Source organism: Variovorax sp. GW821-FHT10B04 (assembly GCF_059415645.1).
The window spans coordinates 39,974-57,265 of the sequence record NZ_JBWKNQ010000019.1; the positions used below are offsets into that span (position 1 = coordinate 39,974).

The following is a 17,292-nucleotide window of genomic DNA, read 5'->3' on the forward strand; positions in this document are numbered from 1 at the left end:
GATCGATGCAAGTTTTCGCGAAACAGGATCTGCCGCGGGTGCTTCAGAACGAGCGCGACCCGACGCGGCGCGCCGACACGTCCGGCCCGCCGCCATCCGGGCCGAGCCGGCGCCAATGGATCATCGGTGCGGTCGCACTGGTTCTCGCCGTGGTGGCCTTGAGCTTTCCCATGGAGACGGTCGTGGTGTCGCAGGGCCGCGTGATTCCGTCCGACCGCGTCAAGTCGATCCAGCATCTGGAAGGCGGCATCGTGAGTGCCGTGCTGGTGAAGGAGGGCGACAGGGTGCGGCAGGGCCAGTCGCTGGTCGAGATCGATCTCGGCGGCAGCGGCCTGAACCTGGAAGAGCTCACCGCGCGCCATGCCGCCACCGTGGCCACGCGCCGCCGCCTGCAGGCCGAGAGCCGCGGCGAGGCGCTGACGCGTGCGTCCTTCGACAAGGACATCGACGAGGCGGTCTACCAGGGCGAATCCGGCGCCTTCGCGGCGCGCTCGCTCGAGCAGCGCGGCGTGATGGCCGGCGCCGTGTCCGAGCTGGAGCAGGCGCGAAGCAAGCAGCTGGAGCAGCAGGCGAAGATCGCCGGCCTGCAGGACCGGCTGGTGCTGATGCAGAAGGAGCAGGAGATCTCCGAGCAGTTGCTCAGCGAGAAGCTGATCGGCCAGGTCGAGGTGCTGGAAAAGCGCCGCCAGATGGAGGCCGTGCGCAGCGACCTCGCCGTCGCGCGGCAGATGGCGATTTCGGCCAACGGCGCCATCGCCGAGTCGCAGGCCAAGATGGCCGAGGCCGAGGGACGCTACCGGCGTCGTGCGTCGGACGAGCTGGCGACCGTGGAGCGTGCGCTGGCCAGCCTGAACGAGGACCTGTCGCGTGCCCGCACGCAACGCTCGCGCACGGTGGTGAAGGCGCCGTCGGACGGCATCGTGAAGGGATTGCGCAGTTCCGCTCCGGGCTGGGTCGTGAAGCCAGGCGAGTCGATCATGGAGATCGTGCCGGACGAGGACACCATCCTGGTCGAAGCCAAGCTGAGCCCGAACGACCGCGGCTTCGTGCATCCCGGGCAGAAGGCGCGCGTGAAGGTCACGGCCTATGACTTCCTGCGCTACGGCGCGGTCGAAGGCAAGGTGACGCTGGTCGCGGCCGATGCCGACCGCGACCCGTCCTCGCCGACATCGGCCCCGTACTACCGCCTGCTGGTGAGCACCGAGTCCAACCATGTCGGCCGGGCCGAGAACCGCATCACCGCCGGCATGGAAGCCGAGGTCGACCTGATCGTCGGCAAGGACCCCTTCATCTGGTACATGCTGCGACCGGTGCTCAAGATCAGCCGCGAGGCCTTCAGGGAACCATGAGTTTCGATCGATTGCCTTTGCCCGGCCGCTTGGGACCGGTGGCGTTGGCTGCGGCCATGCTTTTGACCTGCACGATGCCCGGCCTGGTCCATGCCCAGGACGCCGTCGATGCAGTGGCCGTCGATGCAGCGGCAACCGACGCCGCGCCGCTGCCGCCGTTGCGGTTGACGCGCGGCCTGTCGACCCGCACGCTGGGCGCGATGAGCTACGCCGCGCGCGTGAAGGGCGCGCTGGTCCAGGTGTCGCAGGAGCACCCCGAGGTGCAGGCTGCGCAGGCCGCCGCAGACACCCGCGGCTTCGAAGTCGAGGCCGCCGACCGGCAGCGCTTTCCGCGATTCAACGTCGGCACCGCGAGCGGCACCTACAACAGCGGGCAGGAAGGCACGTCCTCTCAGAGCTACCAGCTCATTACCGCCAGTGCGCGCATGAGCCTGATCGACGGCGGAGCGATGAGCGCGCGCACACGGGCCGCCGAGCTCGGCAGCCAGGCGCAGATCGAAGCGGTCAAGACGACCTCGCAGAAGGTCGTGCTGGATGCGCTGACGGCCTACCTTCAGTTGCAGCGCTACGACCTGAAGAAGCAGATCGCGCGCAAGTCGACCGAGGTGCTGGACGAGCTCGCCAAGGCCGAGCAGCGCCGCGTCGCGCTGGGTGCGACGGGCCAGAGCGATCTGCAGATGGCCACGTCACGGCGCGCCGGCATTGCGGCCAAGGAGTCGGACTTCGACGCGCAGCGCGGCGAGGCGCTGGCCAAGTTCCAGACGTACTTCAAGTTCGTGCCCGTGATCGATCGGCTGCCGGTGCTGGCGGTGCCGATCGGCTGGCAGCCGCGTTCGCAGTCCGATGCGCTGGCGCAGGCCGAAGACCGGAGCACCGAGATCGGCGAAGCGCGCGGCCGCGTCGACCGTGCCAAGGCGCTGCTCGACCAGGCGGAAGCCAGCATCTACCCGACGCTGGATGCGGTGCTCGTCAAGACCAAGGACCCGCGCGGCGTGTCGCCATCGGAGCCCTCGCGTGCGGCCTTCGAACTCAACTGGGCCTTCGGCAATGGCTTCGAGCAGTCGCTGCGCATCAAGAGTGCGAGTGCCGAAGTCACCAACCAGGAAGCCGCCCTGGAGGGCGTGCGCCTCAATCTGTCGGAGCTCACGTCGGCTTCGTGGAGCCGGAGCGTCTCGGGCCGCGAGCGCGAGAAGCAGCTGCTCAATGCGGTGAGCGAATCGGGACAGGCTTTCCGTGGCCGCCGCCGGCTGCTGGAGTTCGGCCGCGAGACGCTGCCCTTCGTGCTCGATGCGCAGGTGGAGTACTACACGCTGCTGCTCGACTATGTCGATGCGGTGTTCGACCTGCGCATCAGCGAATTCCGCCTGGCGCGCACGACCGGCCGCCTGCTGGTGGCGCGCGACGATGCCAACACCTGGATCGACAGCGTGATCACGGCCGCGCAGCGCCCACCGCTGACGGACGAGAGCCTTCTGGAGACGCCGTGCCTGGTCGGCGCATCGACCTGCCGCGACGAGGCGGTGTTGCAAGCGGTCGCACCTGGCAATGGCTTGATACTCCGGAAGGCTTCCTCCCTGTCCAGGAACTGAGCTAAGTTGGCGTCAGGCTAGGGGATCGTCCCCAGATTTCGATGTCATCGTTCTCTTGCGGCCAAGCGTTGCAGAGGGGTGCAACATCGATACATACCGACGCCAATGAAGAAATTCAACGACGCCTTGATGACGGGCGGCATCCAGAGTGCGCTGGAGGTTCTGAGCGCGCGTGTGTTGCACCGCTTTACGGCTGCCAATCGTTTCGATGACGACATGCTGCGATGCGAAGTATTGATCGACAAGGACGGTGGCCCGCCGATCCTGCGTCTTCTCAATATCGACCTCGGGCACAGCTTCTGCCAATACGTGATACGCGACGGCTATTTCTGCACCGAGAACACGGGCTGCGACAAGCGGCTCGACGGCCACATCGCGCAGGGCCGAATCCTGAGCTACCACGGTGTGCCGCTGCTCGACACCGACGGCAAACCCTTCGGCAGCCTGTGCCACTTCGACACCGAGATCCGATCGCTCAGCGTGAGCGAGTTCGACCACATGAAGCAGGCCGCGGCGGTCCTGTCGACCTTCATGCTGGCCGGCGGACGCTGACCCGAAAGCCGGGAGCCGACGCAGCGGGGCGCTTCAGGCGTCTTCGGGAATGCCCGGCTCGTTGTCGAAGATCTGGTACTTGCGCATCTTTTCCCAAAGCACCTTGCGGCTGATGCCGAGGTGCTGCGCGGTGTCCTGGCGCTTCCAGCTGTTGGCCTCGAGTGCCGCGATGATCTTGTTGCGCTCCGAGCTGTTCCAGTTCTTGCGTTCGCCGCCATCCACCGCAATGCCGCCGCGCGCGTCGGGCGTCGCCATGCCGGTGACTGCGGGCGTGGTGCCCCGCATCAGCGCCATGGCGCGCTGGATCAGCGGCTGGTCCCATGCGCCCAGCTGGCCGATGATGACCGCCACGCGCTCCGCCAGATTGCGCAACTGCCGCACGTTGCCGGGAAAGTACATCTCGGAGATCGCATCGGTCAGCCAGTAGGGCAGGTCGGCGACCACGTCCTCCTGGCCCTTCATCACGTCGGTGAGGATGGCCTTGAAGATCGCGATCTTGTCGTCCACGCCGCGCTCTTCGAGATTCGGGATGTTGAGTTCGATCACCGCCAGGCGGTAGAACAGGTCGGCCCGGAACTCGCCGCTCGCCACCATCTCGCGCAGGTTGCGGTTGGTGGCCGCCACCAGCCGGAAGTCGAGCCGAACCGGCGTGGTCGAACCCAGCCGCGTGACCGAGTTGTCTTCGAGTACGCGCAGCAGCTTGACCTGCTGGTAGCGAGGCAGGTCGCCGATCTCGTCGAGAAACAGCGTGCCGCTCGATGCCTGCTCGAAATAGCCGCGATGAGCATTCATCGCACCGGTGAACGATCCCTTGGCATGGCCGAAGAAGAGCGACTCGAACAGTCCGTCCGGAATGGCGCCGCAGTTGACCGGCACGAACGGGCCCTTGCCGTAGGTCTGGTGGCCGCGGTGCAGCAGCCCGGCGATGCGTTCCTTGCCGACACCGGTCTCACCGCGAATCATCACGTTGTGGTCGCAGTCGGCAAACGCCGCCACTTCGGCCAGCAGCGCCTTCATGGCCGGCGAATGGGCGATCAGCGTGTCGCTCTTCTCGGGCTGCGCGGCGCGCGCCCGCAACTGGCGCACAAGTTTGGCGACCATCGTGCGCAGCTCGGCGCCGGTGAAGTCGAAGGGCAGCACGTGCAGGTATTCGGGCGGATAGGTCCTGGAGTCGCGCTCGCGCGACGACGCGGCGACCCAGATGACCGGCATGCCCTGAAGCTGTTCCGTCGTGACGGGCGCTTCGCCGCTCTCGATGACGGACACGCTGATGACGGCCAGCGAGGCGCGCGCGGACGTGCGGTCCTGTTCGGGCGGCAGACCGTCGGCGCGAATGACATCGACGTCGAAGCTCGACATGCAGCGCTGGATGCGCTCGAGGATGTCGGCTTTGCCTTCCCAGACGTAGAGGTCGAGTTCGTCGAAGGTGATGGGGGGGCTCATGCGGGAAATGGATGCGGGGGCAATGGGGTTGTGGCGTGCTGGAAGCGCGGGTCAGTAGACGAGTTCGACGCCTCTGCTGCAGGACAGGCGCGCACCGACGTCGCTCTTGGCCAGATCGGCGCCGAGCGCGTCGAGCAGGGTGTTGATTGCCGGGTTGAGCAGCGGAGCGAGGGCCGTGTTGATGATGCCTTGCAGGGAGGAGATCAGGCTGTTGATCAGCGAGATCGTTCCGATCAGCAGGGAACCGAGCGCCGTGCTGGTGCTGCCATACGGCTGCAGCTCGATGCCGCCCAGTGTGGACGAGAGACTCGTGACCAGTGACGTGCTCGTGACCGATTGATAGGACGGATCGCTCCCGCTGCCGCTGTAGGGCGCTGCATCGATCTCAGGCAGATTCGCCGCCACCGGTGCCGTGAATGTGAGGGTCTTGCTGGACGCAGCGATCGGCGAGTCCACCTTCAGGCCAAGCCCCGCCACCACGGTCTTCACGCCGTTGGTCTGGCCGGTCACGAAAGTGCCCGAGGCGTTCTTCCATTTCTGTCCGGAGCAGATCAAGGAGAGCAGACAGGAGTCGTACCGCGACTCCTGATAGCCGATCTCCACCACGGAGATCGGATTGACGGTAATCGGGTTGGAAGACGAGAACGCGTTGGTGATCGTGCCAATCCGCAGGTCTCCTACGCTCGTGCTGGCGTTGGCCGTCAGGGATTTTGTGCTTCCGTCTCCGCTACAGCTGCTGCCCGTGACATAGGCAGAACCGGCCGCCGAATCGATGGCGAGATTCAGTGTGGAACTCGGAAGCACCGAGACATAGGTGACTTTGGACGCCGCGCAGTCGGGTGTCAGCACGATGCCGCAAGCAACGATGCCCACCAGCGATGGCACCAGGTTGGTCAGATTCAGCGAAGTCACGCTCGAAAGAAAATTCGTCACGGGCGTGATCGCATTGGCGGTCGAAGACACGATATTGGTGAGCTGGCTCACGACATTGGTCAAGCCGCTCAGATTGAATGTGAACAGCGTGCGGACCTGTGCAGTCCGGACATAGATCTTGTTCGGGTCGGATGTGCCAAGCGAGGGCGTGATGAGATCCGGATTGCCGATTGCCGAAATCTGCGGCTTCTCGATCACCTTGACCTGGGCAGTGACGCCCGCCACGCCGGGGACCGTGATCGGAATCGTCGCGGCCACCGCGCTGCTTCCGTTGGCCAGTTGTACAGAGCCCTGGATCAACTGAAAGACCTGGAGATCCAGGTCGAGTCCGGTACTTGGCGTCCCCGTGGCGACGCCCAGGAGGGTGCCCAGCTTGATCTGCGGCAGACCGGCGACGTTGGCCGCCGTGCTGAGACTCTGCAACGCCGTGATGGCGGCTGTCGCGGTGCTGCCGTTCCTTTGTGCCACCGCGAGGGTTGCATCGATCAACTGCTTGACCGTGAGATTGGTCTGCAGGACCGAGTCGTAGGTACCGGCCGACGCGCCCAACTGCACCAGCAGGTCGAGCAGGCTGACGTTCGTGTTGACGAGGCCCTGCCATCCTCCGATCGCGATCGGGGGATTGATGCTGCCGCCAAGCAGGCCGCCCACCACGGCATTCAACAGATCCGACCTGGACTGGTCGATGGTGATCAATGTGCTGCGGATGCTCAGGGAGGCTGCGGGCAATGCCTTGGCTGCAACCGCATGGACGCTGATCGTCCGGTTGCCGGTGAAGAACGCGAGCAGCGAATCAGGTGTACGCGAGAACGCGACCTGCACGGCATTCAGGTTGCTCGTCGCGACAGTGAAGCGACTGGCCGCACTGGTGCCCGTTCCGGCCGAGGTCCAGGTTCCGCATGCCACTTCGTTATCTGTCAGAGGCGCCAAGCCCGATGGCATGTTCCCGATGGTGCTGGCATTTGCGTTGGTCTTTGCGCCGGTGCGGGCGGCGCCGCAATTGTTGATCGTGAGGCTGGTGGCGCCGGCCAGCGCCGCCAGGTCCGCGGTCTTCTGCAACTCGCGCTTCAGAAAGAACAGATAGCCTAGTTCGGACCCGATCAGGAGGATGACGATCAGGCTGAGCGAGATGGCGACGTTCACGATGATCGAACCGCGTTCGACGCGCCGCGGGCTGCGATGGGGTGTCATGAGAGCGCCTCCTAGAGTGCAATCCTGGCGCTGCCGACGATATTGGTTGGCACCCAGGCCTCGGAAAAATTGAGGATCCGGCTTTGGCTGTAGGGGTAGGTCACGCGCACGATACCCGTCGATGGATCGATGAAAACATTGAGATTGCTCTGAAGCCAGGCCTTGCGCTGTGCTTGCGAGCCGAGCGTTGCAGCCGGCCCTACAAGCGACGTCGACAACGAGTCATAGACCACACCCGTGACGTCCGATATCGCCGAAGCGGTCAGCGGTCCATTGAACGAGGTCAACGCTCGCGCGCCATCCTCTGCGGAGCGCGATACCGCCTGCTGCGTGTAAAGCACCGACCCGAATGTCACGATGCCGTAGAGAAACAGAAGAAGCATCGAGAAAACCAATGCAAATTCGATGGCGGCAATGCCACGTTGCGAATGCCTGATGTTCATGGCGGCGACCTGGCTCACGACGCGCTTCCCCCGACACGCCCGTCCACGAGAAGGACACTCGCGCGGCCTTGGATCTTGTCGGGGAACAGCATGCCCAGGACCGGCAACGGCGGCGCCAGGGGATGCGTTGCATAGTCGTATTCCACGGTGACGATGATCTGGCAGCGCTGTGCCAACGTGGAGCCGCATGTGGGGGTCGTTCCGACGGGGCAGTCCACGCCAATCAGGCATGTCTTTGCCGTGACGGTCGCATTGGCCAGCCACGTCATTCGATCCTGGGCTTCCTGACTGGCGGCCGTGCGGCGGCAAGCCAGTTGGGTGCCGCAGTAGCGCAGTCCGGCCCGCGCGCCGTCTTCTGCGGCGTTCTGCATGCCCAATCGGACAGCAAAGATGATTCCGTAGCTGATGATGGAATAGAGCACGACGAAGAAGATCGGGAACACGATGGCGTACTCGACCGCATACGCGCCACGCTGGCGCAGTTGTCGGCGCAGTCGATCGGGCAGCACGGCATTCATCGATGTGGTCTTCGTTCAGTGCCAGTGCCGCTCAAGGGGTCGCGGTACCGCTGCTGCCGCCATTGAGGCCAGGGCTCTTCACCGTCGCTCCGAATTTCTCCGGGATCGGATACTCGAAGCTCTTCAGGTAGCGCGGGTAGATCCGTGCGGCGATATCGCCGGTGACTGGACGCGGTGTCCTCGATGCCGAGGCGCCGCTGGCCTGGAGAGCCAACAGACCATAGGTCGCCTCGCCCACCTTCGGGGCCGGTCTCCACGCTGCATCAGGCTCTGGCGCTGCGGCCGTGATCGACGCCACGGGGAGTTCCATCGCAACTGTGGGCGCCGGGCCCTGCGGCTCGGGAACGCGCACTTCTGCGACTGGCGGTGGTGGGCTCAATGGCACGGACTGTGCAGCCGCAAGCGTGCCCAAGAGGCTGAGCGACGCCGTGATGCAGGCGAGTTGGAAGCGGCGCAGTTGGCCATCGAAGTGTCGGGTCATTGCTGTCCTCCGGAGGAGCTGGGCGTAGTCGCGGCGCCATCGGATGCCCCCGAGGGGGAAGAGGCTGCCGTGGGATCGGGTCTGACCATGACGTGCATCCGGCGTGGCCAGGATGCCGTCTTCAAGACGAGCGATGCATTGCCGGTCTCGTTGAGTGCGAAGTCGCCGGCAGCCGCAAGCTGAACGGGCTTGCTCTCCGACGTGGCGACGGCGGAGCCTTCTGGTGCAAGTTGTCGCGCAGCGGATGCGATCGCGGCGCGCGTCGCCGGAGGCATGCTGCGTGAATCCATCAATGCATTTGCCTGTTCCGTCTGCCCGCTCGCTTGCAAGTACAAAGCGACGTTGACTTGAATGCGCGGATTGTCCGGCTGCATCTGCAGCGCCTGCATGAGGGGAATTCGCGCCGCCGGAACCTGGCCCGCACGCATGCGTGCGTAACCCAGATCGCTCAACAGCAGCGCATCGGTCGGGTTCAGGCGCTGCGCCCGTTCGAGCATGTCGATCGCTTCCGGGAACTTCTGCTGCGCGCCTGCGAGCAGCCCGAGACCATGGTAGCCCGCGCCTTCCAGCGGCGTTCCCATGAGCTTTCCGTATGCAATCCGGCTTGCATCGGCCTGTTCGGTCTGGCGCAATGCGTCGGCGCGCAGGCGGATCGATTCAGGCGACGCGCCCCAGCGCTTCTCGAGCGCATCGATATGGGCGATCGAAGCGAACCACAGTCCATCCCGCTGCATCTGGTCGACGAGCTTCAGGTAGGTTGCCGACGTGTCCGCCGTTGCCGTTGTCGAGGTGGCCGGAGACGCCGCGGCTTCGGCTGCGGAGCGCAATTGCTGGTCAGCAGCTGTTGGGTAGTAGCCCTTGGACGGTGACGTCGTGCCGCATGCACAGAGCGCCGCGGTCGCAGCAATCAAAACACTCGACTTGAGGGTTCTGTTCCCAATGGCAGAAAAATCTCTCATTTGGTCATGCCTCCCAATGCACGAATGACAGCCAGAAATCCCGGGCCCGCGGTCACGATGACCAAGGCGGGCAACAACGTGACGACCATCACGGCCGTCATCTTCACAGTGATCTTTCCGATCCGGCCCTTCAACTCGGAGCGTCTGCTCTCACGCATGCGCGTGCCGAATTGATTGAGTGGCTCCTGCACGGCTCCACCGTGCCGGTCGACCTGGATGAGCAATGCGACGAGCCCTGCGAGGTTCTCGTTGTCGTAGAGGGTCGCCAATCGCTGAAGGGAATGCTCTCGCGTGCGCCCCTGGGCATATTGCCTGTTCGCGATGCGCAGTTCGTCTCCGAGTACTTTCAGCACATGATTGAAGTCGTCGGCCATGATCTGCAGGCTTTGATCGAGGCTGAGGCCAACGCCTTGCAGGAGCTTGAGAAGGTCGACGAAAAGCGGCAACTCGTTCGCCACCCGTTCCCTGCGTTTATGGGCGATGTTCGAAAGCACCAGCTTGGGCAGCATGAACCCGAGAATGCACGCGATGCACATGATGATGGTCGTGTTGCCACCGATCACGCCGAGATCCGAAAGAACGTACGTGATGACGGGAAGCACGAAGGCCAAGCCGACCCGAACGACCAGAAATGCCAGTTGAGCGCGGGCCGAAGCGAATCCGCATTGGTCGAGAAGCCGCTTGTCTTCTTCCGCGACGAACATTCTGCCGACGGGGTTGCGCAGCCAATGCAAAGGCAGTTCGCTGGCACGCGGTGCTTCGTCACCCGAGGGCTGTTGGGCCGACTGAGCGTTGTCTGCAGACTGTCGGCCATCACCTCGGGTATTCGGGCTCTGGCGTTCGATCGCTCGCCCGATGATCGTGCGGCGGCGACCGCGCTCCAGCTCGCGAACGATCAGGATGCCGCCCGATATGAACAACGCAACAGCAAGCAGCGCGATGCTCAACATCGCCAATTGATCGGAGTTGAAGGCCATTTCGTTCTCGTTTGAAATCAGCCAAGACGGGCGAGTCGGTACAGCAGAAATCCGCCGACGGTCTGCAAACCGAGGGAGCACCAGATGAGCTTGATGCCCGCGCTGTCGCTCAACATGCGATTGAAATAACCGGGATTGAGCAAGATGATGACTGTCGCGACTCCGATCGGCAGGAGGCCGAGAATCCAGGCGGAGATGCGGGTTTCGGAAGACATGGCAATCAGCTCTTCTTCCGCCTGCTCCCGATCCCGCATGAATGCGGCAACCCGTTCCAGCAATATGTCCGCCCGCCCACCATAGCGAACGCCCAGGCCGAGAATGGAGGCGAGCAGGTACATCTCCTCGATATCGAGATTTCGTGCGGTCTGGGTCAATGCTTGATCGAGTTCGACGCCTGCACGGACCAGTCCGCTCGCGCTTTCCAGGTGACCCCGCAGCGGAACCTTGGCCGTGGCGACCGAGAGAGTGAATGCGGCGTGCATCGAGTTGCCCACGGTGATCAGTCTGACCATCGAATCGATGAAACCCGGGAGCTGCTTGACCAATTTCCGGTGAAGCTTCTGCTTGTGGAGCCAGGCGCCGAACGCGCCCAGAAGCACGAGCAAGGTCAGAAGCACTGCAGCGGCGGCAAAGCCGAGGAGCTTCAAGACGATGCCGCTCAGTGCGAGGCCGACGACGATTCCCAGGACCAGCACCTGGATGCTGACCACGCCTTGCAGCCAGGCTGGCAGGGGAATGCGGTCCAGACCTTTGCGAACGGGCGCGGCGGCAACCTCGGCTGCCGCAGCTGCGGCCCAGGGGTCACCGCTCAACCCGGTCGTCGCACTCCGGGCCCGCCGGATATCGAATGCGGCCTGCTCCTGCACGATCCGCTCTTTCATCTGTTGGTCCAGATGTTTTGCCGCGAGCTTGCGCGTCTGTCTTGCCGCGGCCCATTGCCACAGCATCAGCCCTGCCGCTGCGAGCAGCATCGCGACCATGGCGAGGATGACGAAACCTCTAGGCACGCAGATCTCCTTGCGCGCGCTGCAGCGTCTGCCGGAAGCGCGTCACCTTCGGCGAATGCGGTGCGATACCAAGAGTGACCCAGCGATCGCGTTCCTGCCCGTCGGGTCCGGCGATCGGTTCGTAGCGGTACAGCTCCTGCATCGCCACCACGTTGTCGTTCACACCGGTGATTTCCGAGATCGACAGAATGCGCCGCTGGCCGCCGGAGAGTCGACCGATCTGCACGATGAAGTCCACGGCATTGGCGATCTGGCGGCGAAGGCTCGACTCGCTGCCTTGGTAGCCGGCGAAGCCCGCAAGCATCTCCAGGCGGTAGATGCATTCGCGCGGCGAACTGGCGTGGATCGTGCCCATCGAGCCGTCATGCCCCGTGTTCATCGCCTGCATCATCTCGATGACTTCCGCGCCGCGCACTTCGCCCACGATGATTCGGTCGGGGCGCATGCGCAGGCTGTTGCGCAGCAGGTCGCGGATCGACACGATGCCTGCGCCGTCGAAGCCGCCGGGCCGGCTTTCGAGCCGCACGACGTGCGCATGGCCCAGCGAGAGTTCGGCCGTATCTTCGATGGTCACGACACGCTCGGTCTCGGGGATGAAGGTGGCCAGCGCATTCAGCAACGACGTCTTGCCCGAGCTCGTACCGCCACTCACGATGATGTTGCAGCGCGCCTTCACGGCGATTTCCAGCAACTGCGCCATGGTCTGGTCGAAGGTGCCCAACTGCACAAGGTCCGCTGGCTTCAACGGGTCCTTGCGGAACTTCCGTATCGACACCGACATGCCGTCGATTGCAAGCGGTTCGATGATCGCGTTGATGCGCCCGCCATCGGGCAGTCGTGCATCCACCATCGGATTGGCCTCGTCGAGCCGCCGACCCAGCGGTGCCAGGATGCGCCGAACGATGCGCAGCACATGCTCCTCGTCGGTGAAGCGAAGCGATTCGCGCTGCAGCACGCCGTGACGCGACACGAACACCACCTTGTGTCCGTTGATCAGGATGTCCTCGACATCGGCGTCGTTCAGCAGGTCTTCCAGCGGGCCGAAGCCGGCCAGCTCCTTGGTCAGCGCATCCGCGATCAGCTGCATCTCGCGGTCGTTGATCGGCACGCGTTGCAGCCGCACGAAGCTGTCGAGTTCCAGTTCGACGAACTGCTGGATCGACGCGCGCGACCAGCGGCCGAACTCGGCGCCCAATTCCTCGATGCGGCTCAACAGATGCTCGTGCGTCCAGCTCTTGATGTCCTGGAACTGCTGCGAGTTGCGGAAGGCCTCGTTGTCGTCGGCAAATTCGATATCGGTGGACATGCTCAGCCTTCTCTCGCGCTTTTCCATTTGCCAGTGATCTGCGTCATGAAGGCGCTCCAGGATGATTCAGGTGGCGCGACGATCTGCGCGCCGTCGGCGTATTCGCGCAGCAGGCCTTTTGCCATGCCGAGCACGCCTTGGATGTAAGGGTCCTTGCGCGAGGTTCGCGCCAGCATTTCGCCGCGGCTCGAGGCCGCCACGAGCGGTGTGCGGCGCGAGGGCAGCAGGTGGGCCAGGTTCAGGCCAAGCCGCGTTGCGATGTCGCGCGCGGGCAGGCCGATGCCGTTGTCCATCTTGTTCACGACCAGCGAAAAGCGCTGCGCTTCGAGCCCGCGCGATGCAAGGTCGCGCAGGAGGTTGGCCGTGGAGACGATGCCACCGATGCTCTGGTCGCACACGACCCAGGTCTTGTCCGCTTCCATCACGGTTTGCGCAATGAAGTCGATGGTCGAGAAGCCGCCCAGGTCGGCGATCTGGAAGTCGAAGAAGTCGGCGAGCCGCTTGATCAGCGCGACCGAGTCCGCATGCGAGATCTCGCGCACTTGCGACAGGCTCGATGGCAATGGGAGCACGGCCGCACCGCTCGTGTGGCGGCCCAATGCCGTTTGCACCAGCGTCTGGTCGAAGCGACGCAGATTGCGCACGCCATCGACAAAACTGAAGTCGCTCTGCGTGTCCAGATAAAGCAGTCCATCGCGTGCGGGAAGGCCGAGGTCGAGCAGTGCGACGCCACGTGTGTTCTCGGCTGCCGGCGCGGCAGGCAGGGGCGGCCGCTTCAGCAAGTCCTGCAGCACGAGTGCAAGGTTCGTGGCGAGCGTGGTGACACCCAGCCCTTCACGCGCTCCGAGCAGTGCAATGGTTCTTCCACGCGTGCCGGACTGTTGTGCGCTACGGCGCTCCAGCAACGCAGTCAGCGTGCCCGTCACGTCATCGGGCAATGCGGCCGTGTCGACGAAGTCGTCCACGCCAGCGCGCAATGCAGTCAACATGGTCGCGGGCTGCGATGCGGCGCCCGTTCCGAGAATGGCGATGGCCGGCCAGTCACGCTTGAGCTGCCGGTGGACTTCCGCCGCGACAGCCGACTGGTCATCGGAGAAGTCGAGGAAGACCGCTTGCGGATTGAGCGCGGCAATGCGTTCGTCCAGCACTTCGGCGTTGAGCGTGACGGGCACCACGGTGCCGCTGCGCTGCAACGCATGCAACAGCCACGACACATTGGCACCGCTGCTGGAGGCGAAGAGATAAGTGTCGGTGCCATAACCCAAGGCGCGGTTGCGGGGCATGTTCATGGCGAAAAAACGAGCGGCACCCGTCTCCCTATTTGGAGAAGCCAGGCAGTACGCTGCCGCCGCCGATGCCGCCGACCATCATCGTGCGCCACACCGGGCCGTCGCGTTGCTCCGAGGTGCCGGGCAAGCTGCCTGCGAGATCGACACCCCGTGCGATGGGCCTGACCAGCCGGGGCGTGACGACGATGACGAGTTCCTTCTCGTTCATCGTGTAGGAGGTCTGCTTGAAGAAGTTGCCGAGGATGGGCAGGTCGCCCAGCAACGGAACCTTGGCGACATTCGAGATCGTGGATCGACTCACCAGCCCGCCGATGATGAAGCTCTCTCCGTCGCCGAGTTCCACCGCGGTGTCCGCGCGGCGCGTGGTGATGGACGGCACGGCGACACCATCGATGCTGATGGCGTTGGTGTAGTCGAGATCGCTGGCTTCCGGAGCGACTTTGAGTGCAATGCGGTCGTTCGACAGCACCGTGGGTGTCACGGTGAGCCCGATGCCGAAAGGCTTGTACTGGATCGTCGTCGTGCCCAGGCTCTGGGGCACGGGTACCGGCAATTCACCGCCGGAGAGAAAGCTCGCGCTCTGCCCCGACATCGCCACCAAGGTCGGCTCGGCGAGCACGCGCGCCAGTCCGTTGCTCTCCAGCAGGCTGAGCGTGAGCGAAGCGCCATTCCCGCTGCTGGCTTTTCCGAAGCCGAGTGCCAGCGCAAATGCATCGGAGATCGAGCCCGAGCTGGGCGAAGTGCTCTGGAAGCTGAACCCATGGCTGTTCGGACCCAGCTTGGAGAGATTGAAGCCGACTTCCTTCAGCACATTGCGGCTGAACTCGACAATCTTGACCTCGACCTGGACGGTGTGGCTGCGCACATCGACGATCGATTTGTCGATGAGCGGCGTGTCTTTGGGGAATGTCGCAAGCATGGCATCCGCGGATGCGCGCTGTGCGGGCACCGAGTCGAATGTTCCGTCCAGGGTTGGCGCCCGGCGTGCAACTTCCACGAGATAGGTCGTCGCGGCGGTGCTTCCTTTTTCCCAGACCATGAGCGTCGTGCTGCCGGCAGCTTTGCCGGTCAGGATGAGGCGCGCCGCCGCGGAGTCCTTTTCCTGGCGGGTGAGCGCAACGCCTGCAATGGCTTCGTCCGCCAGCGCGATTCGATCGACCCCTTTGCCGAACAGGATCTCCTGTTGAGCTCCGGTGACCAGGTTCAATGTCTGTTTGGGGGAGGCTGCAATACCGATGCTCATCGGCAGCATGCCCAGCGCCACGGTCAAGGCGAACCCTTGCCGGGAGTTAATGGCTGACCTGATGCTGTGAGTGTGATGCTTGGACACGGCGCGGTTCTTGTTTTGCATGGACATCAGTAGCTCAACGTTTCACGCTTGTCGCCCTTGATCAACTCGACCTCGTTTCGCGTCGGTGGACGAGCGGCGGCGGGCACGGCCGGTGCGCGCACCGGGGCGGCGCGGGCAACGACAGGCGCCGGAACGGGGGGCTTGACATTCTTCGGCGCCGCGCCGCCGGTGGCAAAATCGGTGACCGTCAGACCTGCCAGAGCCTTGTCTATGTCCGTCAACGGCACCGGAGCCTGTTGCCCAGGTTTAGCGCGCGCCATCGGAAGGAGGGTCGGCAGTTCTGCGAAGAGATTCGCGTCCGGCAGGGTGGTATCTGTGGGATTGCGCAACGCCAGCAACAGGCGGCCCATGCCTTCGCTGACCGCCAGCTTGTTGATCTCGTCAACGGAAACGGAAAGCACGGCCGTCCTGGGAAGCTCTGCGCGCTGCCCATTGGCGTTCGCATTCTGAGCATCTGCACTTGGCATACCGTCGACCGAAGCGTTTCCGAATGCCAGGACGCGTTTGCGTGCGAGCAGCAAACGCGCTTGGCCCTGATCGATCTCCTGGCTCTGGTTTCTGGAGAACACGAAGAAGACATCGACGAAGTCGCCGGGTCGGATTTTGTTGCCCACACCCATCATCTCGTCTGCCTTGATCGCCACCGCGCGCTCACCTTCGGCAACGCGCAATGCGAGGCCCGAAACCAATTGGTTTTCCAGCAGTGGTGTTCCGGCACCCAGATCGAAGACAGGAATTCGCCCTTGGGCTTTTTCCACCTCGCGAACGGCGTCTGGTGGATTTACCGGAAGCTGTTCGATTCGAAGCGAATCTGGGGGGATCGGCTGACCCGCCTGTACAGCTTTGGTAGTAAAAACTACAGGAAAAGTTACCTGACGTGCTGGCTGAGGCGCCGACGCCGACGCCATTGGCGCAGATGACGGGGGTTTACGCCCAAGCATCCAGGCATAAACGCCTAATGCAATTGCAAGCACCACCAATACTGCCGCAACGATCTTGCTCAAGTTGATCATGGATGGCGCTTTTCGTCGGTAAAAATTGGGCGAGCATATTCATGCTGAGTCGGCCCGCCAGTACATGCGTCTTATCTGAGAAACATCGCCCATACAACGGACGTTATTGCCATATACGCCGCGTAAGGCGTATTTTTAATTCTTTTTTCTCCCGTATGATTCGAATTGACTGCTCCAAGCGCTGCCGACAATCTCGGAGAGAGCGGCCATTTCTGTAGAGCCAATACGACCAGCGCATGGATTCCTGCCAAAAGACTGGAGCCAAGCCAAACGATGAATATCGGCTTTATTCCGATCCAGAGACCGAGCACCGCAGCAAACTTGACGTCGCCGGCTCCCATGAGCTTCAGCGCGTACGCAGCCAGGAAGGCCGCAAAGACCGCAACTCCGCCCGAGACGGCGGCAAGCCACGAGACACCAAAAGGCTGATTCCCCAAGGCGAGTGCCGCGATTGCGCCGGCAGCACCTGTGAGAACCAGCCAGTTGGGGACGCGTCGTTGGAAGAAATCGTGGCTCATGACCAAAAGAAGCCATAGGAGCCACAAATTCAACACGAACGGGTCTCGAATTACAGTGCTGCACCAATGGAGGTGAACAGATCTGCAATCGCGGTCTTCAGTCCGGTGAACGATGCGATGAGCGCAACAGCGATCAGGCTGGCAATCAGGCCATATTCAATGGCGGTAGCACCTTCTTCGTCGCGCAGGAACTTAGCAATAGCGGTTTTCATAAGAGACCTCGTATCAAGAGAGTTTGTGAAGACATTCAAGAAGCCGTTATCTAACCGGCGGAGGTGATCGTATGCAATGTAATTTCTTGTATCAATACAGCAAAAGTACACAGTGCTTTTGAAGGGTTACCAAGTGTTGAGCGGCCTTTGTTTTTGGCAAG

At 63.3% G+C, this 17,292-nt stretch carries 17 protein-coding genes; 3 read left to right on the plus strand and 14 right to left on the minus strand.

Annotated elements, in window-relative coordinates; all coding sequences use genetic code 11:
- The first annotated feature begins 5 nt into the window (after positions 1 to 5).
- The 3 genes from AC07PZ_RS30615 to AC07PZ_RS30625 all read left to right on the plus strand — a co-directional run bounded on the left by AC07PZ_RS30615 (position 6) and on the right by AC07PZ_RS30625 (position 3,490).
- On the plus strand, positions 6 to 1,349 hold the full coding sequence (locus AC07PZ_RS30615; RefSeq protein ID WP_495298957.1) for an HlyD family type I secretion periplasmic adaptor subunit: 1,344 nt from the start codon (positions 6 to 8) through the stop codon (positions 1,347 to 1,349).
- Positions 1,350 to 1,405: 56 nt separating this feature from the next.
- Positions 1,406 to 2,938 (plus strand): TolC family protein, encoded by a 1,533-nt coding sequence (locus AC07PZ_RS30620; RefSeq protein ID WP_495298958.1) that lies wholly within the window; start codon positions 1,406 to 1,408, stop codon positions 2,936 to 2,938.
- A 105-nt stretch (positions 2,939 to 3,043) separates the two neighbouring features.
- Positions 3,044 to 3,490: a hypothetical protein gene (locus AC07PZ_RS30625; protein WP_495298959.1), complete on the plus strand. Its 447-nt coding sequence runs from the start codon at positions 3,044 to 3,046 to the stop codon at positions 3,488 to 3,490.
- A 33-nt stretch (positions 3,491 to 3,523) separates the two neighbouring features.
- On the opposite strand, the gene AC07PZ_RS30630 is transcribed toward AC07PZ_RS30625, so the two are convergent.
- From AC07PZ_RS30630 to AC07PZ_RS30695, 14 genes are all read right to left on the minus strand, one after another.
- Positions 3,524 to 4,933, minus strand: a complete 1,410-nt coding sequence (locus tag AC07PZ_RS30630) for a sigma 54-interacting transcriptional regulator (RefSeq protein WP_495298960.1) — start codon at positions 4,931 to 4,933, stop codon at positions 3,524 to 3,526.
- Positions 4,934 to 4,984: 51 nt separating this feature from the next.
- Positions 4,985 to 7,057: a TadG family pilus assembly protein gene (locus AC07PZ_RS30635; protein WP_495298961.1), complete on the minus strand. Its 2,073-nt coding sequence runs from the start codon at positions 7,055 to 7,057 to the stop codon at positions 4,985 to 4,987.
- An 11-nt stretch (positions 7,058 to 7,068) separates the two neighbouring features.
- Entirely contained in the window at positions 7,069 to 7,518 is a 450-nt protein-coding gene (locus AC07PZ_RS30640) for a TadE/TadG family type IV pilus assembly protein (protein WP_495298962.1), read from the minus strand.
- Entirely contained in the window at positions 7,515 to 8,018 is a 504-nt protein-coding gene (locus AC07PZ_RS30645; protein ID WP_495298963.1) for a TadE/TadG family type IV pilus assembly protein, read from the minus strand. The genes AC07PZ_RS30640 and AC07PZ_RS30645 overlap by 4 nt, the downstream gene beginning before the upstream one ends.
- Before the next feature lie 31 nt (positions 8,019 to 8,049).
- Positions 8,050 to 8,499 carry a DUF3613 domain-containing protein gene (locus tag AC07PZ_RS30650; protein WP_495298964.1) on the minus strand — a complete coding sequence of 150 codons (450 nt, stop codon included), beginning with the start codon at positions 8,497 to 8,499 and terminating at the stop codon, positions 8,050 to 8,052.
- Positions 8,496 to 9,458 carry a hypothetical protein gene (locus AC07PZ_RS30655; RefSeq protein WP_495298965.1) on the minus strand — a complete coding sequence of 321 codons (963 nt, stop codon included), beginning with the start codon at positions 9,456 to 9,458 and terminating at the stop codon, positions 8,496 to 8,498. The genes AC07PZ_RS30650 and AC07PZ_RS30655 overlap by 4 nt, the downstream gene beginning before the upstream one ends.
- Complete coding sequence (locus AC07PZ_RS30660; RefSeq protein ID WP_495298966.1) at positions 9,455 to 10,435, minus strand: type II secretion system F family protein; 981 nt, start codon at positions 10,433 to 10,435, stop codon at positions 9,455 to 9,457. The genes AC07PZ_RS30655 and AC07PZ_RS30660 overlap by 4 nt, the downstream gene beginning before the upstream one ends.
- Positions 10,436 to 10,452: 17 nt before the next feature.
- Positions 10,453 to 11,442 carry a type II secretion system F family protein gene (locus AC07PZ_RS30665; protein ID WP_495298967.1) on the minus strand — a complete coding sequence of 330 codons (990 nt, stop codon included), beginning with the start codon at positions 11,440 to 11,442 and terminating at the stop codon, positions 10,453 to 10,455.
- Positions 11,435 to 12,748, minus strand: coding sequence for a TadA family conjugal transfer-associated ATPase (locus AC07PZ_RS30670; RefSeq protein ID WP_495298968.1), 1,314 nt, complete (start codon positions 12,746 to 12,748; stop codon positions 11,435 to 11,437). The genes AC07PZ_RS30665 and AC07PZ_RS30670 overlap by 8 nt, the downstream gene beginning before the upstream one ends.
- 2 nt (positions 12,749 to 12,750) lie before the next feature.
- Positions 12,751 to 14,031, minus strand: a complete 1,281-nt coding sequence (locus AC07PZ_RS30675; RefSeq protein WP_495298969.1) for a CpaE/TadZ family protein — start codon at positions 14,029 to 14,031, stop codon at positions 12,751 to 12,753.
- Between the two features lie 34 nt (positions 14,032 to 14,065).
- Positions 14,066 to 15,388 carry a type II and III secretion system protein family protein gene (locus AC07PZ_RS30680; protein ID WP_495298970.1) on the minus strand — a complete coding sequence of 441 codons (1,323 nt, stop codon included), beginning with the start codon at positions 15,386 to 15,388 and terminating at the stop codon, positions 14,066 to 14,068.
- A 5-nt stretch (positions 15,389 to 15,393) separates the two neighbouring features.
- Positions 15,394 to 16,401, minus strand: coding sequence for a Flp pilus assembly protein CpaB (gene cpaB / locus AC07PZ_RS30685; protein WP_495298971.1), 1,008 nt, complete (start codon positions 16,399 to 16,401; stop codon positions 15,394 to 15,396).
- 71 nt (positions 16,402 to 16,472) lie between these two features.
- A complete protein-coding gene (locus AC07PZ_RS30690) occupies positions 16,473 to 16,955 on the minus strand; it encodes an A24 family peptidase (RefSeq protein WP_495298972.1) in 483 nt (160 codons plus the stop codon).
- Positions 16,956 to 16,969: 14 nt separating this feature from the next.
- A complete protein-coding gene (locus AC07PZ_RS30695) occupies positions 16,970 to 17,131 on the minus strand; it encodes a Flp family type IVb pilin (RefSeq protein ID WP_495298973.1) in 162 nt (53 codons plus the stop codon).
- Positions 17,132 to 17,292: the final 161 nt, after the last annotated feature.